General features: G+C 40.7%; 20 protein-coding genes. 7 read left to right on the forward strand and 13 right to left on the reverse strand.

Annotation, left to right across the window (positions count from 1 at the left end; genetic code table 11):
* The first annotated feature begins 9 nt into the window (after nt 1–9).
* Nucleotides 10–642, forward strand: coding sequence for a bifunctional phosphoserine phosphatase/homoserine phosphotransferase ThrH (gene thrH / locus AC1M86_RS02640; RefSeq protein WP_092766549.1), 633 nt, complete (start codon nt 10–12; stop codon nt 640–642).
* A 187-nt stretch (nt 643–829) separates the two neighbouring features.
* On the opposite strand, the gene AC1M86_RS02645 is transcribed toward thrH, so the two are convergent.
* Genes AC1M86_RS02645 through AC1M86_RS02655 form a run of 3 tightly spaced genes read right to left on the reverse strand, consistent with a single transcriptional unit; the run spans nt 830 to nt 3,304 of the window.
* Nucleotides 830–2,137 (reverse strand): DUF445 domain-containing protein, encoded by a 1,308-nt coding sequence (locus AC1M86_RS02645; RefSeq protein WP_092766548.1) that lies wholly within the window; start codon nt 2,135–2,137, stop codon nt 830–832.
* Between the two features lie 37 nt (nt 2,138–2,174).
* A complete protein-coding gene (locus AC1M86_RS02650) occupies nt 2,175–2,729 on the reverse strand; it encodes a CC0125/CC1285 family lipoprotein (protein WP_481607180.1) in 555 nt (184 codons plus the stop codon).
* A gap of 35 nt (nt 2,730–2,764) precedes the next feature.
* Nucleotides 2,765–3,304 carry a DUF924 family protein gene (locus AC1M86_RS02655; protein WP_481607181.1) on the reverse strand — a complete coding sequence of 180 codons (540 nt, stop codon included), beginning with the start codon at nt 3,302–3,304 and terminating at the stop codon, nt 2,765–2,767.
* A 212-nt stretch (nt 3,305–3,516) separates the two neighbouring features.
* Here AC1M86_RS02655 and gshA point away from each other — a divergent pair, with 212 nt between their 5' ends.
* Together gshA and AC1M86_RS02665 are read left to right on the forward strand one after the other, a co-directional pair.
* Entirely contained in the window at nt 3,517–5,094 is a 1,578-nt protein-coding gene (gene gshA / locus AC1M86_RS02660; RefSeq protein ID WP_481607182.1) for a glutamate--cysteine ligase, read from the forward strand.
* Between the two features lie 18 nt (nt 5,095–5,112).
* On the forward strand, nt 5,113–5,613 hold the full coding sequence (locus AC1M86_RS02665) for a disulfide bond formation protein B (protein ID WP_180028388.1): 501 nt from the start codon (nt 5,113–5,115) through the stop codon (nt 5,611–5,613).
* 43 nt (nt 5,614–5,656) lie between these two features.
* On the opposite strand, the gene AC1M86_RS02670 is transcribed toward AC1M86_RS02665, so the two are convergent.
* Nucleotides 5,657–6,988: a PGAP1-like alpha/beta domain-containing protein gene (locus tag AC1M86_RS02670; RefSeq protein WP_481607183.1), complete on the reverse strand. Its 1,332-nt coding sequence runs from the start codon at nt 6,986–6,988 to the stop codon at nt 5,657–5,659.
* Nucleotides 6,989–7,236: 248 nt separating this feature from the next.
* Between AC1M86_RS02670 and AC1M86_RS02675 the strand changes: the two genes are divergently transcribed.
* Entirely contained in the window at nt 7,237–7,821 is a 585-nt protein-coding gene (locus AC1M86_RS02675) for a YqiA/YcfP family alpha/beta fold hydrolase (protein WP_035264764.1), read from the forward strand.
* A 14-nt stretch (nt 7,822–7,835) separates the two neighbouring features.
* Entirely contained in the window at nt 7,836–9,716 is a 1,881-nt protein-coding gene (gene parE, locus AC1M86_RS02680; protein ID WP_481607184.1) for a DNA topoisomerase IV subunit B, read from the forward strand.
* A 44-nt stretch (nt 9,717–9,760) separates the two neighbouring features.
* Here parE and AC1M86_RS02685 read toward each other — a convergent pair whose 3' ends face one another.
* From AC1M86_RS02685 to urtA, 9 genes are all read right to left on the reverse strand, one after another.
* Nucleotides 9,761–10,057: an FmdB family zinc ribbon protein gene (locus tag AC1M86_RS02685; RefSeq protein ID WP_481607185.1), complete on the reverse strand. Its 297-nt coding sequence runs from the start codon at nt 10,055–10,057 to the stop codon at nt 9,761–9,763.
* A 121-nt stretch (nt 10,058–10,178) separates the two neighbouring features.
* Nucleotides 10,179–11,357 carry a formamidase gene (gene fmdA / locus AC1M86_RS02690; protein WP_092766540.1) on the reverse strand — a complete coding sequence of 393 codons (1,179 nt, stop codon included), beginning with the start codon at nt 11,355–11,357 and terminating at the stop codon, nt 10,179–10,181.
* 39 nt (nt 11,358–11,396) lie between these two features.
* Nucleotides 11,397–12,512: an AAA family ATPase gene (locus AC1M86_RS02695; RefSeq protein ID WP_481607186.1), complete on the reverse strand. Its 1,116-nt coding sequence runs from the start codon at nt 12,510–12,512 to the stop codon at nt 11,397–11,399.
* Nucleotides 12,513–12,550: 38 nt separating this feature from the next.
* Complete coding sequence (locus tag AC1M86_RS02700; RefSeq protein ID WP_035264753.1) at nt 12,551–13,594, reverse strand: aliphatic amidase; 1,044 nt, start codon at nt 13,592–13,594, stop codon at nt 12,551–12,553.
* A 212-nt stretch (nt 13,595–13,806) separates the two neighbouring features.
* Nucleotides 13,807–14,505 (reverse strand): urea ABC transporter ATP-binding subunit UrtE, encoded by a 699-nt coding sequence (gene urtE / locus AC1M86_RS02705; RefSeq protein ID WP_481607187.1) that lies wholly within the window; start codon nt 14,503–14,505, stop codon nt 13,807–13,809.
* A gap of 9 nt (nt 14,506–14,514) precedes the next feature.
* Nucleotides 14,515–15,273, reverse strand: a complete 759-nt coding sequence (gene urtD, locus AC1M86_RS02710) for an urea ABC transporter ATP-binding protein UrtD (protein ID WP_092766538.1) — start codon at nt 15,271–15,273, stop codon at nt 14,515–14,517.
* On the reverse strand, nt 15,270–16,436 hold the full coding sequence (gene urtC, locus AC1M86_RS02715) for an urea ABC transporter permease subunit UrtC (RefSeq protein ID WP_481590162.1): 1,167 nt from the start codon (nt 16,434–16,436) through the stop codon (nt 15,270–15,272). Before urtC ends, urtD begins: the two co-directional genes overlap by 4 nt.
* Nucleotides 16,437–16,455: 19 nt before the next feature.
* Nucleotides 16,456–17,376, reverse strand: a complete 921-nt coding sequence (gene urtB / locus AC1M86_RS02720; protein WP_035264743.1) for an urea ABC transporter permease subunit UrtB — start codon at nt 17,374–17,376, stop codon at nt 16,456–16,458.
* Nucleotides 17,377–17,456: 80 nt separating this feature from the next.
* Nucleotides 17,457–18,695, reverse strand: coding sequence for an urea ABC transporter substrate-binding protein (gene urtA / locus AC1M86_RS02725; RefSeq protein WP_481607188.1), 1,239 nt, complete (start codon nt 18,693–18,695; stop codon nt 17,457–17,459).
* Between the two features lie 202 nt (nt 18,696–18,897).
* Here urtA and AC1M86_RS02730 point away from each other — a divergent pair, with 202 nt between their 5' ends.
* Together AC1M86_RS02730 and AC1M86_RS02735 are read left to right on the forward strand one after the other, a co-directional pair.
* Nucleotides 18,898–22,374 carry a hybrid sensor histidine kinase/response regulator gene (locus AC1M86_RS02730; RefSeq protein WP_481607314.1) on the forward strand — a complete coding sequence of 1,159 codons (3,477 nt, stop codon included), beginning with the start codon at nt 18,898–18,900 and terminating at the stop codon, nt 22,372–22,374.
* A 3-nt stretch (nt 22,375–22,377) separates the two neighbouring features.
* Entirely contained in the window at nt 22,378–23,298 is a 921-nt protein-coding gene (locus AC1M86_RS02735; protein WP_481607189.1) for a response regulator, read from the forward strand.
* Nucleotide 23,299 lies beyond the last annotated feature (1 nt).

Raw genomic sequence — 23,299 nt, forward strand, 5'->3', positions numbered from 1 at the left:
GGTAGCAATATGAAAAAGATGGCTTTTATCGATATGGAAGGTGTTCTTGTCCCTGAAATATGGAAACACTTTTCAAATGTATACAATATCCCAGAGTTGGCGATTACAACTCGAGAAGTTGCAGACTATAAGTCTCTGATGGAATTCAGAATTAATTTACTGAAAGAAAATAAAATTCCTTTAAAACAATTAATCGATGACATTAAAGAACTGGATGTCATTCCAGATGCTAAGGAGTTTTTAGAATATTTGCAAAAGGCTGAAAATTTTGAAGTTAACATTATTTCAGATTGCTTTTATGAGTTTTTATTTCCCTTTTTTGAAAAATTAAATCTTCCTGTTAAAAATACATATTGTCATCACTTAGAAATTGGACCAGATGGATTTATAGAAAATGTTCTGTATACACGAGATAAAGGGAAACATGAAATTATTGTAAAGTTCCAAAAAGAAAACGTTTCAATGACCAATAGTATTGCGATCGGTGATGCATTCAATGATTTTTCGATGTTGCATTTAGTTGATTATGGTTTTTTATTTCAACCCTCAGAAGACGTGAGAAAGAACTCCCCAGCTTATTTTTGTAAAGTAGACTCTTATCAAGATATTATTTCACATTTAAATCGTAAAAAAATTATGTAACCTTATAATATTATTATGGTTTATATAAGATGAAGCAGATAGGAATGACTCTAGTGATAGCTTAGTTCTTTAAATGGATTAAGAATAATAAATACAGCCCATTCATGCACAAATGGGCTTTTTGATGACGTCAATTCACAATGAATTCAATTTTAGTCAGCGACCAAATTTAAATTTCATTTCTAAGTTAAATCAAAAATTCAACTGCTGCTCGGATGATCCCTAACACTAAACCGATAAATGCACCAACGACAACACCGTTGACGCGAATCATATGTAAGTCACCACCGACTTCATTTTCAATTTTATCAATCATTTCTCGTGAGTCCCATTCGTGAATGCGTTCACTGATAAATAAAATGACTTTTTCGCTGTATTGATCACTGAGATTGACTGCCATTGAACTCATTTTTTCATTTAATAATTGGCGTAATGCAGGATTGGAAATGATGTTTTGACCGACTTGTTGAATCGCAACACGTAAATTTTCAGCTATACCTGAATCTGCTTTCTCCAAATCTTCACGAATGGCATTGCACAGAATGACGACGGCACCAGTAATAAAATTTAAAACTTGAGGACTATCTAACAATGCATTTTTAGTTTCATTTAATTTAAGACTCGCCTGACTTTCAGGATTTGCCAGTTCAGTCATTAAATGCTGTGCAATACTCTCAATTTTTTGACGCCATGGATGCTCTGGATCTGCCAACATTGACTCGACACGCTCTATTAAAGAGTCAATCGTTCTTTGTTGAACATCGATACCGATCCAACTTGCGCCTTTGGCTAAACGCCACACTCCGAGTTCTTTAAATAGGGTGCGGGTTAGCTCCCGAGTTTGTTCAGGATGTGAAGTCACCCAACCGTGCGCAACATCGAGACCACGTTGTAAAACATCTTGGTGGAAGTCATTTTCTAATACGGCACGAATCATTTCACTGGCCAGGGTATTGATTTGAGTGTTCTTTACCCATTGCACACTGTTAGTTTGAATAAACCTACCGACTTGTTCTTGTCCAACAAACTCAAAAACTTTAGGCACTGTCTGTTGAATCACTTGAGTCACTTGACGATTGTTATCTGGATTGGCTAGCCATTGTCCTACTGCCAAACTCACATCTGTTTGACTCAAGCTTTTTGCCACAATCTGTGGCGATAGGAAGTTTTCTTGAACAAAACGTCCCATGGATTCTGCAATACGCGCTTTGTTACGTGGAATAATTTCGGTGTGATCTTTTAAAAACTTAGGAATAGGGATACGGCCGAATGGGTTCCGAAACAAAACCGTAATGGCATACCAATCTGCTAAACCACCAACCACACCTGCTTCAGCAGACAACATTAAAATATGAATAAGCCAAACATATTCTGGAAAAATTTTGGCAGCCACCATGAGCGATATCCAAGCCAATACAGCGACAACCAGTGCGATCATGGCAAACCGTTTGCTTCGATCCAGACTAGGGGTAGTCATTGTTGGTGATGCACTCATGCATAATTCCTATGTAAGCTGTTGTATTAATATTATTTTATTGTGATTGAGAAGGCTGTGTTTGTACAGGCAGTACGTCGCCTGTAGCACTTAAACCATATTTAGACCCTAAGGCCTGTAAAATTAAACGTGCATCAAAAGCATCTTGAGGTGCTGTTTTTTGATCTTTAAAACAGGTGATGGTATAGGCTACTTGAACTGGTTCTAAACTGACCACCTGTGGCACATCATAAAAAGGATCAAAGAACATAGGATGTCTACGATATCCATAACCATACGGGTAAGGATTGGAATAAACCACAGCTTGACGAGGTGGTTGTTGTGTGCGATTGCTTGGATCATCTTGGACTTTAAAAAAATGAAAGCCCTGTTTGACCGTTGTTTGTGCAGCTTTAAGTAAGGTTATTTCTTCAGCTGTACCATAGCTCATGTTAGATGAGCCTTGAAAACTAATACGATACGTTGATTGGTTCAAGGGAATAGTTGCGAATTGCCCAAGCTGATCAAATGTACGCGGTTTACTTGGCGTCGTGACACAACCAGACAGCAAGAGCATGCCAGATAATCCCAAAATCATGCATAAGTTTTTCATTTCGCTCTCCTGAAGTCTGTTGTGTCAATATCAATTTAGAAGCTACTGTTTGGCTGTTTTAAGAATTCTATTTCCTCAGGCGTAGAGAGACGATTTAAAATTTCATTACGATGAGGATAGCGGCCGAAACGTTCAATGATGACTTGATGCTTTTTCTCAAAGTCTAAATTTACAGGGTTGCCTAATGCCTCAAACAAACGAAGCGCTTGAGTGTGAATGATTTTTGATTCGCTATGCATGAAAGGCATATATAAAAAGCTACGTTGTTCAGGTTCCAGTTCGAGATCTAAACCAAGACGAACCGCTTCTTGAGCTAGCCCAAGTGCTAATGGATCTTGGGCAAAAGATTCAGCTTTGCCACGATAAACATTACGAGAAAATTGATCCAAGACAATGATTTCTGCTAAGCGTCCTAAAGCAGTTTCCCGCCATGTCCATAGTTCGCCTGCGGCAGCTTGTTGGATGGTGTGACCAAATTGCGCTTGAATAAGTTGATCGAAAGCATAGCTTTTCGCAAACCAATGCGGTTGAGTTTCAGCACTGAACCAAAAATCTATAACGTTGTGATAATTCATATTCTTTACAGTTTGTTAGCATTTATTCTGCAATAAAATCACAAATTTCAGATGTCTTAAAGACTAAGATTGTGTTAAAAATTTGCCAAAATAAAAGGTTTATCCAACTGAAATGTATATGCAAACTGCATTTGGGAATATAAATCACGGTATACTTGATATAAATCAATAATTTTTTATCTCAGTCGTTCTTCTAGATAAGCGAGTAAGTAATGAGTCAACCCGAAGCGCTCTCTGAAACAATTTTACCAAATTGGGTGGATTCGACGGTGTTTAAAGGTATGTTACGAGGCATTGAGCGCGAAAGCCTAAGGATGCAAAGTGATGGCTTTATCTCCAAGAAAGATCATCCTAAGGGTTTAGGCTCTGCGTTAACTCATCCTCATATTACGACAGATTATTCTGAAGCCTTACTTGAGTTTATTACGCCTCCTCAATCTTCAATTTCTGAAGCATTAAGCTACTTAGAAGATATTCATGCTTTCACCCATCGACACCTAGAAGATGGTGAAAAGCTATGGCCAATGTCGATGCCATGTATGTTGGATGATGAAGAAGAAAGCATTCGTCTTGCGCAATATGGCTCATCCAATATCGGTAAATTCAAAACTTTATACCGCCGTGGTTTAGGTGTACGTTATGGTCGTCGTATGCAGACGATTTCAGGTGTACATTACAATGTTTCATTCCCTGATGCGTTGTTTGAGCAGTTGCAAGCAAACGAGCAAGATGAAGCTTTAAAACAGCTCAGTTTGCAGGATTATCGCAGCCATCGATATTTCGCTTTAATTCGAAATTTCATTCGTTTAACCCCATTGGTTATGTTCCTGATAGGTGCAAGCCCATCAGTCTGTCGTTGTTTTATGACGGGTCGTGAACATCATTTATTGCCTTTAATTAAGGGAACATTGTATTTGCCATATGCCACTGCATTGCGTATGGGGCGCTTTGGATATCAAAACTCGGCGCAGAAAGAGTTAGGTATTCATTACAATGATTTGAAAGGATATTTAGCAGGTTTACAAAAGGCGGTGAAAACATCTTATGCTGCTTTCAGTCGTTTGGGATTAGATGACGAAGCGGGTGAGCCGATCCAAATTAATGATCACGTACTGCAAATTGAAAACGAGTACTATAGTCTTGTACGTCCTAAACAAGTACCACAGTCTGGTGAAACACCATCTGATGCATTAGCAAACCGTGGGGTAGGGTATGTTGAATTACGCGCAGTAGATGTGAATCCATACAGCCCAATTGGTATCAATGAAGATACTGCAGGCTTCCTAGAGGTATTAGCGCTTTATTGTTTATTAAAAGACAGTCCTGAGCTGCTAGATGATGAACTTGAAGTGATTGAACAAAACCAGCAAGAAGTTGTGAATCGTGGGCGTGCCCCAAATGCTGCCATTGTTGAAAATGGTCAATCAATTGAAATTGAGACATGGGCAAATCAATATCTCAAACAGATGCAGCCTTTAGCAGAAACGTTAGATAAAGCTCACTCGACCTCGTTGTATTCTGATGCAATGCAAATTATGCAATCACGAGTAGATGAAGTGGATGAAACCTTCTCTGCGAAAATAGTAGAAGATACACTAAAACATAGTGGTACTTGGAGCTTAGGTAGTGTGCTCGCGCATCAACATGCTGATCATTATCAAAATTATGTGTTATCTCAGGATAAAGTCACCTATTTTGAACAACTTACAGTGCAATCACTTGAGCAGCAACAACAGTTGGAAGCAGAGTCTAGTTTAAGCTTTAAAGAATATCTAAAAGCATATCGATAAAAATATTGAGGAAAGTATATGCAGTGGCAAAATTATCGCATGGTGAGTGGTCTGTTGTTTGTAGCCAGTGTGATTGGAATGGCCTTCGCGTTGTATCTCGAACATGTCCAAGGACTTGAGCCTTGTCCATTGTGTGTATTTCAACGGTTAGGTCTGATCGGACTGGGACTGATTTCTTTTATTGCGGTTCTACACAATCCCGTCCGTAATGGTTTAAAACGAGCATATGCTTTCCTAGGGACATTATCGATTTTATGGTCAGCGGGTGTTGCTGCACGTCATGTCTGGCTGCAGAGTTTACCTCCAGATAAAGTGCCAAGTTGTGGGCCTGGTTTAGATTATTTGGTAGATGCTTTGCCGCTTAAAACAGTGCTTCAACAAGTGCTGTCAGGATCAGGCGAATGTGCGGTAGTAGACTGGACTTTCCTAGGTCAGTCTTTACCTGTGTGGTCTTTGGTATTTTTTAGTATTTTGCTGATCATCTCGATTTGGCAGTTATTCAGAAAGTATCCTGCTTAAAATAAAAAAGCCAACTAATAGTTGGCTTTTTTATTGAAGATGGTCAGGTTTCTACGATTCCTTCCATGCTTTCTAATTTGATTAAATATTTACGGATTTGCTCTTCAGCTAATTCATCGTGATGTGGATAGAACCATTTAACGATTTGCTCAGCAACACTGGAATGGTATTGAATTTCCATATGATTGAGCCCGTAGAACACCGCTTTATGTGATTCTGGCAATTTCAGTTGGAATCGCGGATTTGGATGCTCACCCAAAGCACTTTGCACACTCACTAAGTAATCGCCAATGACTTTGAGTGTACGATTTTTACGATTTTCAAACTCAATTGTTCCAGCTACTAGGAATGTATTGATATGTGAAGGCAGCGGTGCAGGTTTACGATTATCATCCATCATGCCAATACGAGCGTGATTGTGTTCCCAGTCATCATCACGGACACTACCATGGCGTAAATCCAAAATACCATCACTGCGAATATTCACAATGTGGCTGGCTAACTTGATGACGGGAAAGTGTCCAATTTTTTCTTGAACGGCAAAGCCAATACGTTCTAGAACTGCACCATGATGTGGAGAACCTAAGCAGACCAAATTCTCTGCCATGTGAAACCATTGATGGAGATTTTGTTTACCATAAAACAAAGCACTTCGAGAAACCAAACCACCCATACTGTGACCGATTAAATCAAGGCTGGTGATACGTGGATTGCGCTTTACCAAGTCTTCAAGCATATTGGCCAACGAACGACCATTCGCTGAAATTCTGCGACCAGTGTTGTAATGCAAATAAAGCATGGTGTTGTTGTCGCGTTGTGCAAGCAGTTTTTCACCAATACCGCCATAGTTGCGATTGGTCCAATCAAGATGATTCATGCACAGACCATGGCAAAAGATCACGACACGACCTGACAGGTCACCCTGTTGTAACTCTCCATAGTGATCATACAGATTACTGGTAATCGCCAACGGATTTTGATTTTTGAGTAAATAGTCGCCAATCACGCCATTAAGAGCACTGACCAAAAAAATCATTTTTGGCGTGAGGGGTTTATCATGGAGTTTCGGAAATTGATCAATGATTTTGCGCAGGGCTGGTGCGACCAAATAATTTCCGTAATTTAGAAGCGTGTCATATGAAAATTTATATAACTTTCGAACGTAGGTTTTCTTTTGAAATTCTTTTGATGTTTTTTTACTTAAACCAAATACGGTTAAGAGCACTTCACGTTGAAGTGATTGAATGAGATTTTGAACAGCAAGGTTAATTGGAGTGCTGACCAGTTGTGCCAAACCTTCAAGCACATCGGCCTGACTCGGAGGAGATCGATCCCATTTACAATAGGTTTCATGTAGTGGCGTTAAACTCGGCATCTAGTCTTATCCTGATAGTGCATGATCATCTAAAGACACTTTATTTTTAGCAATGATCACTGTATAAAATTCCTTGTATTTATCTTATGTTGTTCATCCCGAACAATTTTTAAGATAACTTTGATTTCAGATCGGCTCTAATTTTTTTGTCTGACAATATTTGTTATCGTACAAAAGAGAAACAAATATGTGATATGATTCACAATAAAAATTAGAACAATTTTGAGGAAAATGCAATTAATCAGTTCATGAATATTATCTATCTACATGGATTTCAAAGTAGTCCTTTTTCGATTAAAGGGCAACTGATTCGTCAGTATTTTGAAAGACATGAACATGTACAAGTGCATTTGCCCGATTTAAATATGCCGCCTGATCAGGTCATTACTTCGATTTCGACACTCATCGAGTCTATGTCAAATGTCGTTTTGATTGGGAGCAGTTTAGGTGGATTTTATGCGACGCAGCTTGCCGCGAAACATGGAGTCGCAGCTGTACTGATTAATCCCGCTATGCAACCATGGAAATTATTTAGAAACTTGTTTTCAACGGCGCAGTTTCCTTATCCAGTCACTGCGAATTGGTCGTTAGATGAAGCTCAGCTTGATCAATTGGAGCATATGGCAGTTCCGTTTGTGCAAGATGCAGACAAAATCTTGGTCTTGTTACAACAAGGTGATGAAGTTTTGGATTATCGTGAAGCGGAACGTTATTATAATTGCGATGGTCATCAAGCGTTCCTCATTACAGAAACATATGGCAATCACGCGATGGATGATTTCGCGGATAAAATACCCTTGGTATATCAGTTTTTAGCTGACAGCTTAAAATAAGGAAACAATTCAACGTGTCTCAATATACGGCCCAATCCCTTGAAGTCTTATCTGGTTTAGATCCTGTACGCCGTCGTCCAGGCATGTATACCGATACCACACGTCCAAACCATTTGGCGCAAGAGGTCATTGATAATGCGGTCGATGAAGCATTGGCAGGACACGCGAATAAAATTACAGTGACTGTGTATAAAGATGGTTCATTGTCAGTAGAAGATAACGGGCGTGGTATGCCAGTTGATATTCATCCTGAATATGGTCAAAGCGGCATTGAAATCATTCTGACTAAACTGCATGCAGGCGGGAAATTCAGCACAGATAATTATCAATTCTCTGGTGGTTTGCACGGGGTTGGTATTTCTGTTGTAAATGCGCTTTCCACACGTGTGGAAGTCCAAGTTCAGCGCCAAGGTAATTTGTACAAAATGGCCTTTGAGCAAGGTGAAGCAACGGCACCACTTGAAGTTCTGGAAGGTGAAGCACCTAAACGTGCATCGGGTACCTCAGTTCACTTTTGGCCTGAAGCGAAATATTTTGATTCACCTAAATTTGCATTAAAGGCACTTAAACACAATTTAAAAGCGAAGGCGGTATTAGCTGCTGGCTTACAAATCAATTATGTTGATGAAATTAACGACGAAAAGATCACTTGGCAGTTTGAAAATGGTCTCGTCGATTATTTGATGGATGAGTTGGAAGATCGTGAAATCATCCCTATGCCTGCATTTGTCGCTACAGGTGACGCGGAACGTGCCAGTGCGGAGTTTGCGATTTGTTGGAATGTTGAAGGCGGAGAGAGCATTCAAGAATCTTATGTGAACTTGATTCCAACGGCGCAAGGTGGCACACATGTGAATGGTCTTCGTTCAGGTGTGACGGATGCGATCCGTGAGTTCTGTGAGTTACGTAATCTCTTACCACGTAATATGAAGCTTTCAGCGGAAGATGTATGGGATGGCGTGAACTATATTCTGTCTTTGAAATTTCAAGAGCCACAATTTTCAGGTCAAACCAAAGAGCGTCTTTCAAGTCGTGAAGCCTCTGCGATTGTGCAGAACATCGCAAAAGATGCTTTTGCCTTATGGTTGAATCAAAACTCTGAAATTGCAATGCAATTGGCTGAAATGGCGATTTCAAAAGCGGGACGTCGTTTAAAAGCAGCGAAGAAAGTTGAGCGCAAAAAAATCGTTTCAGGTCCCACTTTACCAGGCAAATTATCTGATTGTGTGGGACATAGTTTGGAAGAGTCAGAACTATTTATTGTGGAAGGTGATTCTGCTGGAGGATCTGCCAAACAGGCGCGTGATAAGAATTTCCAAGCGATTATGCCGATCCGCGGAAAAATTTTAAACACTTGGGAAGTCTCTTCAGATGAAGTACTTGCTTCTCAAGAGGTTCATAATATTGCAATCGCAATAGGAGTCGATCCGGGTTCTGATGATTTGTCTGAACTTCGCTATGGCAAGATCTGTATTCTTGCCGATGCAGACTCAGATGGATTACATATTGCGACTTTACTATGTGCATTATTTGTGAAGCACTTCCCAAGTCTAGTTGAAGCAGGGCACTTATTTGTTGCGATGCCACCTTTATTCCGTATTGATGACGGTAAAGATGTGCATTACGCGCTTGATGAAGCAGAATTAGAAGGCATATTGAAAAAAGCCAAAACTAAATCCCCACAAATCACACGATTTAAAGGTTTGGGTGAGATGAATGCAAGTCAGCTCCGTGAAACAACATTGGATCCCAATACTCGTCGTTTGGTGCAACTAGATTTGGATGATGTGCATTTTACTTCAGGTTTATTAGATAAATTATTAGCCAAGAAACGCGCAAGTGATCGTAAAGAATGGTTGGAACAAAAAGGCAACTTAGCTGAATTAGTCGTTTAATTGTCCGTAGACACGAGCATTAAAGCCCGCATCTGCGGGCTTTTTTATACTTCACAGAGTGAACAATTCACACCACGACAATTGTGTAGCACTGAACTGCGTGAACTATTTTTATTGGTACCTGGACCGCCGACTAAAGGTCCTGCAAGTTGTTCTGCGCCTGACCCTGGGCGCCATTTGGTCTTCATGTTGATTTGTTGTCTGCCAGTTATCATCGGTTTTGCTAAGGTTTGTTGTTGGCAGTATTTACATTCGATGGTGTCAGTTGCAATCCTAGAAATAGGCACACGTTGTTCAAAAATTCCTTCGCAGTGATCACAGCGGAAATCGTATAATGGCATGGTCGTGCTCCTACTTATTTTTAAGCATGCGCATGTTTAAAAGTTAAAAAGGAGGTAGCTCGCATGCTTACTCAAGCTACCCCGTAAAATGGTGAAACCTGTAACAACAATAATGCGCTAATTAGCGTTTATGCCCCCAAAATTTATCGTCATTTAAAGCACCTTGCGGCAAGATATTTTGTTCAAAAATAGAGGTTGGGAGTGAGACGGTACATGCACAGTTTGGAATATCTACAATACCTCCGATACGACCTTCAACCGGTGCAGCGGTAAGTAACATGTAGGCTTGTGACCCAGTAAAGCCAAAGTTTTCAAGATACTTAATGGCTTTTAAACATGCTTGGCGGTAAGCCACTGTCGCATCGAGATAGTGATTTACACCATCTTCAACACTGATCCCTTCGAAAGTCAGCCATTGATCATAATTTGGACGCACATTGCTTGGAACAAAGATAGGTGAATCAATATTGTATTTTTCCATCCCACCTTTGATTAAATCGAAACCGACACGTGTAACGCCATCCATTTCTATCGCACCACAGAAACCAATTTCACCATCACCTTGTGAGAAGTGGAGGTCGCCCATTGAGAAGCCAGCACCTTTTTGATAAACAGGGAAGTAAATACGGCTTCCTGCAGCAAGGTCTTTAATGTCTGTGTTACCCCCATGTTCACGTGGAGGAACTGTGCGTGCAGCTTCAGCCGCCATACGATCAAATTCGGGGCCTTTTACACCACGCAGAACGGCTGTACGTGGATCAGGAGGGTTTGCTTGACCTTTAGGAACGAGCAATGCTTCACGGCGATTCCATTCTTTCAGTAAATCATGTGATGGTAGGGTTCCCATCAAGCCAGGATGTTTTAAACCTGCAATACGTACACCAGGGATATGACGTGAAGTTGCAAATAAACCTTTCAAATCCCAAATGGCTTTATCTGCCTCTGGGAAATAGTCCGCCAAGAAACCACCACCATTTTCCTTGGCAAAAACACCCGAAAAACCCACATCAGAAATCGGTTGAATGTCTAGTAGATCAATGACCAACAAATCACCTGGTTCTGCACCTTCAACATAGAATGGCCCTGTTAAAGGATGAGCACGTGTTAAATCCACATTTTTAACATCAGAAATATCGTCAGTATCTTTAATTTGTGCATCAAGGAAATCCAAACTTTCAATCAGAATTTCTTCACCAGGTTTTACTGATGTCAGAAAAGGTAAGTCTGGGTGCCAACGGTTGTGACCAATTTCGGCTTGCTCCGCAAGTGGAACTCCTGGTTTGATTTTAATATGTTGCATAATGTATCCCCTGTATTGAGGTCAAATAAAGTTTAGGTCTCAGTGTTGTTGTGATGCTTCGTGTATCAGTAACGGATCAAGTTGTTTCACTGCAGGCTCAATCATCTGAATTTGAAGCTTCGTATTGTCGTAATCGATGATGAATTCACTAATGTGCTTGTTGTTTAGAAAAGCTTTCGCGAGTTCAGGTTCAACTAACACTTTAAAACGACGGCTTAAACCCCGAGCACCAAATCGAACATCATGTCCTGAACTTAGGAATCGAATGGCAGCATCGGTCAAAGCAATGGTTCGACTTTGCTTTTTTAGACGTTGGTTCATTTTGTCAATTTCGAGTTGGACTAAGGTTGCAGCAAAATCAGATTCAACTGGCTGATAATGTAAGATTCGCTCAATGCGATTTAGAAACTCAGGATCAAACTTTTTATCGAGTGCTTTTGTCGTGATTTCACTGTCATCTAATTTCAAATGCTTGGCTAAATTCTGGAGTGGTTTTGGTAATTGACTGAGTTGTTTCAGACGATTTTGAGCATCTTTGGCACCTACATTACTGGTCATAAAAATCATGCAGTTTTTAAAGTCTAAAACCTTTGTACCCGCAGTTAATTTTAAAGTTCCTGTTTCAAGCACATTGAGTAGCCCTCGAATGACTTCAGTACTGGCTTTTTCAATTTCATCAAAGAGAACAATGCCAGGTTTGGAGAAATTCCCTTGAATCAGGGCTTCATCGAATAAAGTATTTCCTTCTTTAGAGCCGACATAGCCTGGTGGGGCACCTGTCAGGGCGGCTGCATAATGCTCTTGTGCCAATGTATTCATATCAATTCGGCAGAATGCATCAGCTTTACCGTGTATCGCTTCAGCAATGAGGCGGACTGTTTCAGTTTTTCCTACACCGGTAGGACCTAACATCAGTGTGACACTTAAAGGACGATGAGCTGCGTTAAAATCTGCTTTCACTGTGGTGAGCATATTTTCAATTTCATCAAGTGCGGCTTCTTGTCCAATAATATGTTCACGTAGATGGGTCATCACGGCATCTGGTTCAAAACTGAATCGGGAAGTACGTGCAATACATTCCTTGCTTTGCATGTCATAGCGTTGTTTTGCCAAACTTTCCTGATTGGCATGTATACGGTCACTGGCAAATGTCATGTTCGAAACCTCCTGAAATCAAGTCGGACGAAGCTTCTTTAAGAAGCTTCTTTCTCTAACCCTTCGTGAGGTAAGTTGCCAATTGGGCACTCTGCAACGCCAATGGTTGAACGCGTAAACTGCTCAACATTTTCCTGTGCTTTTTGTGCGTCTAAGACCCATGTCTTGTAGAAGTCGAATGGACAATCGGCAACCCCTTTATCACCATCACCATTGTTGTATACGCCTGTATAGCCACGGTGTAGCAGCTTGAACAAGTGGTTTTGTGATTGATCGTATTTACGTGCATCACGTATTTCTGTGAGTGATAACTGTGCGTATTGGATACCATTTTCTTCCGTACCACATTCACCTAATGTACGTCCGTCAAAGCCGACCACTGCCGAATGTCCAAAGTAGGTATACACCCCATCAAAACCAGTACAATTGGCAACAGCGACATAAACGTTATTTGCCCAAGCCATACATTTGGCCATATTGATTTGCTGCTCATCAGCCGGGTACATATAACCTTGGCATCGCACTACAAGTTCAGCACCTTTCATCGCACAGTCGCGCCAAATTTCAGGGTAATTGCCGTCGTCACAGATAATGAGTGACATCTTGATGCCCTTAGGGCCTTCTGTCACATAAGTCGTATCTCCAGGGCACCAGCCTTCAATTGGGCACCATGGAATAATCTTGCGATATTTTTGAACGATTTCACCTTTGTTATTGATGAGCACTAAGGTGTTATATGGCACTTTATGCGGGTGTTCTTCGTGCTGTTCCCCAGTAATTGAGAATACGCCCCAAACATTTGCTTCAATACAAGCTTGAGAGAAAATTGCTGTTTCATCACCTGGGATTGTGGCTGCAGTTGCCATCATTTCATCATGATCATACATAATGCCCATGGTGCTGTATTCAGGGAAAACAATGAGATCCATACCAGGAATACCTTGCTTAATCCCTTTCAACATTTCAGCAATTTTTTTTGCATTCTCAAGTACTTCTGCTTTGGTGTGCAAGCGTGGAATTTTATAGTTCACTACTGCTACACCTACTGTATTTGGACTACTTGAGATATCACCGTGACGCATTCAACTTACTCCCCATATCTTTAAAATTAAAATCTATGTAAGGAGTTTCGCGTGAAATTGATCGATGCAAAATACGGTGAATTGCGTATATGAAGCGATATTTTGAATGAGTCTTTAGATCGAAATAACAATACCACTCCAACAAATGGTCAAAAAAATCCCCCGAAAAATCGAGGGAGATGCCAAATTAAGAATTGATGAGATGACGTGCTTTAAACTGAAAGATATTTGCTAATGGTTGCTTCATCGACATTCGCTCTGACATCTTCATAAGCAAAACGGCCTTTATCGATGACCAAGAAGCGATCTGCCATCGCCATAGTAAAGCTCAGTACTTGCTCGGAGACCACGATAGTGAGGTCTCGTTGATCGCGAATTTCTTTTAGCGTTTTCGCAATATCTTTAATAATCGAGGGCTGGATTCCCTCGGTAGGTTCATCGAGCAGCAATACTTTGGGATTGGTGGCGAGTGCACGTGCAATTGCCAATTGTTGCTGTTGTCCACCAGATAAATTTCCCCCTTTGCGTTTACGCATATCCCAAAGTACAGGGAAAAGCTCATACAGATCGTCAGGTACTTTGCCATGGGCAGACGCAGGGAGACCCGTTTGAATATTCTCTAGAACAGACATGGTTGAGAAAATCATACGACCTTGAGGAACATAGGCAACACCATTTTCCACGCGTTGATACGGGTCAAGCTTTTCTAAGTTTTTACCATCGAGCTTGATTTCGCCTTGAGTATTTTCAATATCACCGATAAGGGTTTTAAACAGTGTGGTTTTTCCCATCCCATTTCGACCCATAATCGCCACAATTTCTTTGGGTTGAATTTTAAGCTCTAGATCATGAATGACTTGGCTTTGTTTATAACCTGAACACAAAGAACTAATTTCTAATAATCCGCTCATAAGGCCTCCTTAGTGTCCGAGATAGACTTCAATGACTTTTGGATCACTTTGCACATCATCCATTTTTCCTGCTGCGAGGATTTTCCCTTGATGCAATACAGTCACTTTATCTGCAATAGTTTTTACGAACTCCATATCGTGCTCAATCACGAGGACTGAGCGTCCTTTACTGATTTCACGAAGCAGTTGTGCTGTCTGTTCGCGCTCAGAAACACTCATGCCTGCCACAGGTTCATCCAGCATTAACAACTCGGGGTCTTGCATAAGCAACATCCCTATTTCAAGCCATTGTTTTTGTCCATGAGACAATAGGCCTGCGGAGGTGTGTAATAAATCAGTGAGGAAAATTTTTGAAGCGACTTCTTGGATACGTTCTTCGACATCTTTGGTTCGCTTAAAGAACAAAGCCCCAAACACATTACGACCACGTGGGAAAGACATTTCTAGGTTGTCATAGACTGAAAGGTTTTCGTAAATATTGGGATTTTGAAATTTACGACCGACACCTTTACGAACGATTTCGAACTCTTTGAGCTTAGTCAGTTCAATATCATTAAATTTGATCGTGCCAGAAGTTGCTTTAGTTTTACCGCAAATCAAATCCAATACTGTTGTTTTACCTGCACCATTAGGGCCGATCACCACGTGAACTTCGTTTTTATCGAGATAGAAGTTGAGATCGCTGACGGCTTTAAAGCCATCAAACGAGACTGTGAGATCTTCGATAACAAGTACAGGTTTTGCCATTTCTACGCCGACTTTACTCATTTCACACCTCCTTCAACTTCAATATTGCTATCTTTTTTGGACTCCGTGGGTTGATGGGGGATAGGCGAAGCCGTTGTTTTTTTATCTTTGAAGATAAGTGGGCGAACATATTTTTCATATAAGCCAGCTAAACCATTCGGTAAGAACATCACAACGCCTATGAACAATGCACCAAGGAAGTACAACCATACTTCAGGGAATGCTTCAGAGAAGTAAGTTTTACCGAGGTTAACTAAAACTGCACCATATACAGCTCCAATCAGTGATAAACGTCCGCCTACTGCAGCCAAGATCACCATTTCAATAGATGGGACGATGCCAATAATCGTTGGAGACATGAAGCCGACTTGCAGTGTAAACATTGCCCCACCGACGGAAGAAACGACTGCCGCAAAGCAGAAGATAAAGACTTTGTACATTGAAACGTCATAGCCAGAAAAACGTACACGTTCTTCTTTTTCACGCATTGCAGAAAGTAAGCGACCTAACTTTGAGCTGAGAACAAAGCGACTGATCATGATGACTGCGATGAGTAACAATGCATTGATGTAATACAAAACGTACTTTGCTTCATCCGTACGGATATCCCAGCCATGTAATGTCTTGAGATCAGTAATACCGTTGATACCACCAGTAAAGCCTTGTTGACCAATAATCAAAATTGTCAAAATCGCCACAATCGCTTGCATGATGATAGAGAAATACACGTCTCCTACACGACGAGTAAACATTGCAAAACCAATAATAAAAGCCAATAAAATTGGAATAATTACAATCGCGAATAGGGTAAATGTGAAACTATGGAATGGTTCCCAGAACATTGGTAGGCTGGTAATTTGGTTCCAGTCCATAAAATCTGGAATACCGGGTGTGGTTTGAGCTGCTGTGGATTGCATGTCAGAAGCTTCAAGTTTGAGGAACATGGCCATACAGTAGCCACCGATCCCAAAGAAAATACCCTGACCTAAACTCAAAATGCCGCCGTAACCCCAGCACAGCACTAAACCAATCGCGACAAAAGCAAATGTAAGATATTTACCCATTAAATTGAGACGGAAAACATCTAAAAACATGGGCATTACAAATAGGATCAGTACTGCCAATATAGCCAGTCCAATCGCACCTTCTTTACCGCCTAACAAGGCATTCATTGGATTACTCATATCAATCTCTCCTGAATACCTATTTACGAACTTTGATTGAGAACAAACCTTGAGGACGTAACATCAAAATGATGATGACCGTCGCTAAGGTAATGACTTTGGCAACAGAGCCTGACAGGAAGAACTCTAAGATTGATTGGGCTTGTGCAATACTGAAAGCCGAAGCGATAGTGCCTAATAGACTTGCAGCTCCACCAAACACCACAACCAAGAACGTGTCTACGATATAGAGAGAGCCTGCAGTTGGACCAGTTGAGCCAATTGTCGTAAACGCCGCACCAGCAATACCGGCCAAACCACAACCTAATGCGAATGTTAGACTGTCCACACGCTTTGTATTAATACCAACGGCACCACTCATGAAACGGTTTTGGTTTGTCGCACGAAGCTGTAAGCCCCAGCGAGAACGATAGATGAGGAAATAGACGAAAGCGGTCACGGTGAGTGTGACACCGACAAGGAATAAGCCATTAATAGGAATATCAATCGTCTCTGTCGGTTGATAAGAGCCCATAAGCCAATCAGGTAGTGTTGGACTCACTTCTTTGGGACCAAATGTAGAGCGAAACACTTGTTGCATGATTAAGCTCAAGCCCCAAGTTGCAAGCAAAGTATCGAGTGGCCGTTGATAAAGCCGACTAATCATGAGCCGTTCGACCATATAGCCGATAATGCCTGCTGTCAGAAAAGCTGCCACAATCGCTACAATAAAATAATAGGGAAGCAATTGAGGAAAATAGCTTTCTGTCAGGGTTGAAATGACAAATGTGGTATACGCGCCTATTGTGAGGAATTCACCATGTGCCATATTGATGACACCCATTTGCCCAAAAATAATTGCAAGGCCCAGTGCCATTAACAACAGCACACAGAAAACAGAAAGACCATTAAAGCCTTGCATCGCAAAAATTGCACCGAAGTCAGCTAAAGATAAATCCATCGCCTCATCCTCCAAGCTTTAAATAATAGGTTTGAAATGAAAAGATCAGGAGAGGGCTCTCCTGATCATGTGCTGTCGATTTAGTAGCCTTTAGGGAATGGATTAGGCTTGATTAAACCTTTTGATTCGTAGACCACTTTGAATTGACCATTGGTTTGCACTTGTGCAATACGTGATTTGCTCCATAAATGATGATTGGCATCAATTTTCACGTAACCTTCAGGCGCATTTTTCATTTCGATGCCTGAAGAGGCTTTGGTAACTTTGGCAACATCAAAACTACCAGCTTTTTCAACTGCGGCTTTCCATAACCACGGACCAAGATAAGCGGCTTGAGTCACATCACCAATTACTGCTTTAGGACCATATTTTGCTTTAAATGCTTTTACGAAAGCTGCGTTACTTGGATTATTTAAACTTTGGAAATATTTCATTGAAGAGTAAAAGCCCTTCATATTTTCGCCACCAATCCCCAGTAATTCATCTTCTGTCACAGAGAAGGTAAGCAGTGTTTGCTTATCGCCAGTCACACCTGCCGCTTTCATTTGCTTGTAGAATGAAACGTTTGATCCACCTACTACGGCAGCGACAATTGCATCTGGTTTACGAAGTTTGGTTTTGTTAATTAAAGAACCAAATTGCGTATGACCAAGCGGGTAGTATTCTTCACCGACGACTTTACCTTTCAACACTTTTTCAATGTGTGTACGGGCAATTTTCATGGTGGTACGTGGCCAAATATAGTCAGAACCGATTAAATAGAATGTTTTGGCTTTTTTCTCACGTGCAAGCCAATTCAGAGACTCAAGCACCTGTTGCGTAGCTTCTTGACCGGTATAAATCACATTTTTAGATTGTTCTAGACCTTCATAGAATGTTGGGTAATACAGAAGCGAATTATTTCGTTCAATAATAGGTAATACGGCTTTACGAGAAGCTGAAGTCCAGCAACCAAAAATTGCTGCAACACGATCCTTTTCAGTTAATTTTCGGGCTTTCTCAGCGAAAGTTGGCCAGTCAGATGCACCATCTTCTTGAACAATTTTAATCTGACGACCTAATACACCACCTTGTTTGTTGATCTGCTCAATGGCTAAACGTTCTGCTTGGATGGCTCCTGTTTCAGAGATTGCCATCGTTCCCGTCGCTGAATGAAGCTGACCGACATAGACGAATTTATCATTTACGTTAAGTTTGGTTGTATTTACTTTTGCTGTCGCTGGAGCACTCGCAGTGGTCAAGACAGGTGCCAGTAAAAAAGGAACAGCGAGTAGTCCTGCGAGTAAGCCAGATGTTTTAACTTTAGATTTTAAGGTCATTGGTGTTCCCCTGATGAAGTGGATAAGGCCATTGCGCGATTTATTGTTTGCGCTTGCTATGGACTTAAGCCTAAGGGGTGTTAAAAAATGAGCATATACGTCACTTTACGTATATCGATGTTCCTCAAAATGATTTTTGATGAAAGTTAAGCTGGGCATAGATTTTGCTAACTGTAAGGGTCTATTTAAATTGCCTAGCTTTATGGTTTCATCTAGCAATACTCCTCAAGCACCGCAACGGGTGATTCATACACGCCGTAAATACAATACTTGGGTGGTTGATGAGAGTATTGAAGACTATGCACTACGCTACGCACCGAGGTCAGTAAGACGGTGGTCCCTTTGGACGGTGACCAATACAGCGCTTGCAGCAGTCAGTTTTCTAGCGATGGAAGCGCTTGGTGCAACCATGTTATGGCAATACGGCTTTAGCAATGCATTCTGGGCCTTAGTGGTCGTTTCAATCATTATCTTTTTGACCAGTTGGCCTATTGGATATTACGCGGCCAAATACAATGTTGATATTGACCTACTTACACGGGGCGCAGGCTTTGGCTATATCGGCTCATCTATAACTTCAGTCATTTACGCCAGTTTTACTTTCATCTTCTTTGCTTTTGAAGCCGCTATCATGGCTTTGGCGCTTGAGCTTGGTTTAGGTGTGCCGCTGAGTCTAGGTTATTTAATTTCTGCGCTTATTATTCTGCCCCTAGTGATCAAAGGCATAGGATTTATTAATAAAGTACAAGCGTTTACCCAACCATTATGGATTTTTTTATTATTACTACCATGGTGCTTTGTTTTGGTGAAGCATCCGACTCTGCTCTCTGAAGTTGCCCTAATAGAAGGCGCGCAAAGTCAAAGTGCAGGATTCAATTTGGCTTTTTTTGGCGCATCTTGCACTGTTTTGTTTGCGCTGATTACGCAGATTGGTGAACAAGCTGATTATTTAAGATTTTTGCCAGACAAAAAAAATGCTCAAAAGAAATGGAATTGGGCGGTATTTTTAGGCGGTCCTGCATGGATATTGGTGGGATTCATTAAAATTTTTATGGGCATGATTTTAATGGTACTCGCCCTTAAATTTATGGTACCGAATCATGAGTTAAGCAATCCGAATTATCTATATTGGATCGCCTACCAACAAGTGATTGAGCATCCTGGTGCTGCATTATTTCTTACAGTCATGTTTGTGTGTATCGCACAGTTAAAGATCAACGTAACCAACGCTTATGCTGGCTCATTGGCATGGTCTAATTTCTTTGCACGCTTAACGCACAGTCATCCCGGACGTGTAGTCTGGTTAGTATTCAATATTTTTATTGCGCTATTGTTGATGGAGCTGGGTGTCATCCATGCGGTGGAGCGTGTATTAGGGCTTTATAGTAATGTGGCCTTGGCATGGGTGGGTGCCATCGTTGCTGATCTCGTCATCTGTAAGCCATTGGGGCTGAGCCCGAAAGGAATTGAGTTTAGGCGTGCTTACCTCTATGACATTAATCCAGTCGGTGTTGGCAGTTTATGTATTGCATCCTTATTGTCGATTTTATGCTACTGGGGATTATTTGGTGATATCGCAAAATCCTTAGCAGGATTTATTGCTTTAGGTTCAGCTATCGTCTGTGTCCCAATGCTTGCTTATTTTACTCGTGGCAAATACTACATCGCACGTCATGAAGATAAATCATTAAAACCAATAGAGACACAACGATGTGTGGTTTGTGAGCATGAGTATGAAATGGCTGACATGGCGACTTGTCCTGCTTATAACAATATTATTTGTTCTTTATGCTGTACCTTAGAAGCTCGTTGCCATGATTTATGTAAGCCTCATGCACGGTGGTCTGCACAACTTAAGCATTTTGCAGTTTGGTTTCTACCGAGCCAATGGTTGAGATACATCAATACTAGATTGAGTCTTTATATTTTGATGATCTTTGTTCTGAGTGTGGTTTTGGCAGTCAGTTTAAGTCTGGTTTATTTACAAGAACTGAGTAAATTCGGCACAGTATTTGGATCAACTCAACAGCATGAGTTGCTGATGCTATTTGTGAAAATTTATGCCGTATTATTTTTACTGTTATGTGTTGCAGCATGGTGGTTGGTACTCAATGATGAAAGTCGCCGACAAGCTCAGCTTGAAAGTAATATGCAAACACAACTGCTCATGGACGAAATTGAAGCGCATAAAATTACAGATCGGCAATTACAAGATGCACGAACTCAAGCTGAAAAAGCCAATGAGGCCAAAAGTCGTTATGTTGTTGGGATTAGTCATGAACTGAGAACACCTCTAAATAGTATTTTAGGATATAGCCAGTTACTCAATAAACAAGAACAACTCTCTGAACAAGGAAAAGCTGCGCTGGGCGTGATTCGTCGTAGTGGGCAGCATTTAACGTCCTTGATTGATGGTTTACTTGATCTTGCAAGGATTGAAACAGGTAAAATTTCTTTAGAAATGTCGAATATTGAATTTCCGAAGTTTCTCCAACAAATCGTGAATATGTTTGAGCCACAATTCCAACAAAAACAACTGAAATTTATGGTCGAAATTAGTGAAAAAATACCACAATACGTACGTATAGATAAAAAAAGACTTGAACAGATCCTTATCAATTTAATGGGAAATGCTTTGAAATTTACGCTCGAAGGAGAGGTGAAATTTCGAGTAGATTATCGCTTTCAGACGGCATATTTTGAAATTCATGATACGGGATGTGGAATTGCTGAAGCAGATCTAGAGCGAATATTCCAGCCTTTTGAGCGCGGACAAAATGTCGTACAAGGGAGCTTTGCAGGAACAGGTTTGGGTTTACCAATTGTTAAACTATTGGTGGATATTCTCGGTGGGGAGTTAAAGGTAAGCAGTACGTTAAAAAACGGTTCAATTTTTAAAATAAAACTATATTTACCTTCAAAGTCGGTCATTCATCCCATTGCTGATGTCGCATCGAATACAGTATCTGGCTATACGGGACATCGCCGTAAAATATTGGTCGTAGACAATGAAGCAACTGATCGTGGACTAGTTTTAAATTTCCTTAAACCTCTCGGCTTTATTCTTGAAGAAGCAGAATCGGGATTGCAATGTCTAAGAAAAGTCCCTGAATTTCGACCAGATTTAATTTTAATGGATTTGAGTATGCCTTTGATGGGAGGGTGGGAAACTGCGAAATTATTGAGAAATAATAAAATGACCAATGTTCCCATCATCATTATTTCCGCAGATGCCAATGAACGAATGCAGAATCCTGAAACCGATGTATTGAATGAAGACTTTCTGGTCAAACCCGTGGACTTAAATCTGCTACTGAACAAGATTGGAGATAAATTAGGCTTAAACTGGCTTCATCAGAATGAGCCGAATCAAGCCGCAGAAGAACCTCAAAAACAGGTTGAACCCTTACACCATGATGGCAACGCTTTATCTGTCAGCGTGATTGATGAGGATGATGAAGCACCAGAACAAGCGCTAATCAAACTAGAAGATTATTTGAGTATTGGTTATATCCGTGGAGCCAAAGAGATGCTCGAAATTTGCAAGAAACTCAATGTCTGTGATCCTTCTATATGGCAGCACATAGAATTTGATATTCAACGCTTCGATACCCAACGTGCATTACAACGATTACACGAGCACCTATCTGATATCAGATCTGATTTGGAAGGGAGTTAAGCTATGTTAGAAAGTATCTTAATTGTGGATGATATTCCTGAAAATCTAAGTTTATTACATGAGAGTCTTGATCAAGCCGGCTATCAGGTCTTAGTTGCCACCAATGGTTTTACTGCTATTGAAATTGCGCACCGTTCACAGCCAGATATGATTTTATTGGATGGGAGTATGCCTGAGATTGATGGTTTTGAAACCTGTATCCAGCTTAAAGCGAGTCCGATGACTGAGCACATCCCTGTCATATTTATGACGGGTTTGACGGAAACCGAACATATTGTAAAAGGCTTTCAAGTTGGGGGTGTAGATTATGTGACAAAGCCACTGAATATCGATGAAGTACAAGCACGTGTCAAAACGCATTTACTGCAAGCCCGTTTAATGCACCAACAGAAACAAATGCTCGATGCAACAGGCAGTGCAATTTTGTCGATGAATATGGATGGGGAAATTATTTGGCAGACAACTGTAGTGCAAGGTTTATTAACGCAACATGGAATTGATATTGCTCATTTTAGAAAGAGTATAAATCATTGGTTAAAAGCACTTTTCCAGCAATCGTATCAAGAAGAAATGCTACATGGTCAATATGGTCATGGGCATCAGCAATTACAATTAAATTTATTGACCAAGTTGAAAGAAGGTCAATTACCTAAACATGTTTTGGTTCAGCTCAAAGAGCAAACACACATGCCAAGTGTTGAAGAGATCGCTCAAGCTTGTCCGAATTTAACACCACGTGAGGCTGAAGTTATGCATTGGGTAACGCTTGGCAAAACCAACCGAGATATTGCAGAAATTTTGGAGTTGAGTCCACGCACCGTCAATAAACATTTAGAGCATGTTTTTGAGAAGCTGTTTGTGGAAACGAGAACTGCTGCGGTATTACATGTGATGTCAGCTTGTCAAAATCAAGCAGTCGTATAGA

This window comes from Acinetobacter sp. ANC_7654, from assembly GCF_056779855.1.

Excerpts from the sequence above, each read along its gene's own strand:
- AC1M86_RS02700 (WP_035264753.1), bottom strand. The coding sequence starts at position 13,594 with ATGCGTCACGGTGATATCTCAAGTAGTCCAAATACAGTAGGTGTAGCA.
- AC1M86_RS02645 (WP_092766548.1), bottom strand. The coding sequence starts at position 2,137 with ATGAGTGCATCACCAACAATGACTACCCCTAGTCTGGATCGAAGCAAA.
- gshA (WP_481607182.1), top strand. The coding sequence starts at position 3,517 with ATGAGTCAACCCGAAGCGCTCTCTGAAACAATTTTACCAAATTGGGTG.
- AC1M86_RS02735 (WP_481607189.1), top strand. The coding sequence starts at position 22,378 with ATGTTAGAAAGTATCTTAATTGTGGATGATATTCCTGAAAATCTAAGT.
- AC1M86_RS02665 (WP_180028388.1), top strand. The coding sequence starts at position 5,113 with ATGCAGTGGCAAAATTATCGCATGGTGAGTGGTCTGTTGTTTGTAGCC.
- AC1M86_RS02730 (WP_481607314.1), top strand. The coding sequence starts at position 18,898 with ATGGTTTCATCTAGCAATACTCCTCAAGCACCGCAACGGGTGATTCAT.
- urtB (WP_035264743.1), bottom strand. The coding sequence starts at position 17,376 with ATGGATTTATCTTTAGCTGACTTCGGTGCAATTTTTGCGATGCAAGGC.
- urtC (WP_481590162.1), bottom strand. The coding sequence starts at position 16,436 with ATGAGTAATCCAATGAATGCCTTGTTAGGCGGTAAAGAAGGTGCGATT.
- urtE (WP_481607187.1), bottom strand. The coding sequence starts at position 14,505 with ATGAGCGGATTATTAGAAATTAGTTCTTTGTGTTCAGGTTATAAACAA.
- AC1M86_RS02655 (WP_481607181.1), bottom strand. The coding sequence starts at position 3,304 with ATGAATTATCACAACGTTATAGATTTTTGGTTCAGTGCTGAAACTCAA.
- thrH (WP_092766549.1), top strand. The coding sequence starts at position 10 with ATGAAAAAGATGGCTTTTATCGATATGGAAGGTGTTCTTGTCCCTGAA.
- AC1M86_RS02695 (WP_481607186.1), bottom strand. The coding sequence starts at position 12,512 with ATGACATTTGCCAGTGACCGTATACATGCCAATCAGGAAAGTTTGGCA.
- urtA (WP_481607188.1), bottom strand. The coding sequence starts at position 18,695 with ATGACCTTAAAATCTAAAGTTAAAACATCTGGCTTACTCGCAGGACTA.
- urtD (WP_092766538.1), bottom strand. The coding sequence starts at position 15,273 with ATGAGTAAAGTCGGCGTAGAAATGGCAAAACCTGTACTTGTTATCGAA.
- AC1M86_RS02685 (WP_481607185.1), bottom strand. The coding sequence starts at position 10,057 with ATGCCATTATACGATTTCCGCTGTGATCACTGCGAAGGAATTTTTGAA.
- fmdA (WP_092766540.1), bottom strand. The coding sequence starts at position 11,357 with ATGCAACATATTAAAATCAAACCAGGAGTTCCACTTGCGGAGCAAGCC.
- AC1M86_RS02675 (WP_035264764.1), top strand. The coding sequence starts at position 7,237 with ATGAATATTATCTATCTACATGGATTTCAAAGTAGTCCTTTTTCGATT.
- AC1M86_RS02650 (WP_481607180.1), bottom strand. The coding sequence starts at position 2,729 with ATGAAAAACTTATGCATGATTTTGGGATTATCTGGCATGCTCTTGCTG.
- AC1M86_RS02670 (WP_481607183.1), bottom strand. The coding sequence starts at position 6,988 with ATGCCGAGTTTAACGCCACTACATGAAACCTATTGTAAATGGGATCGA.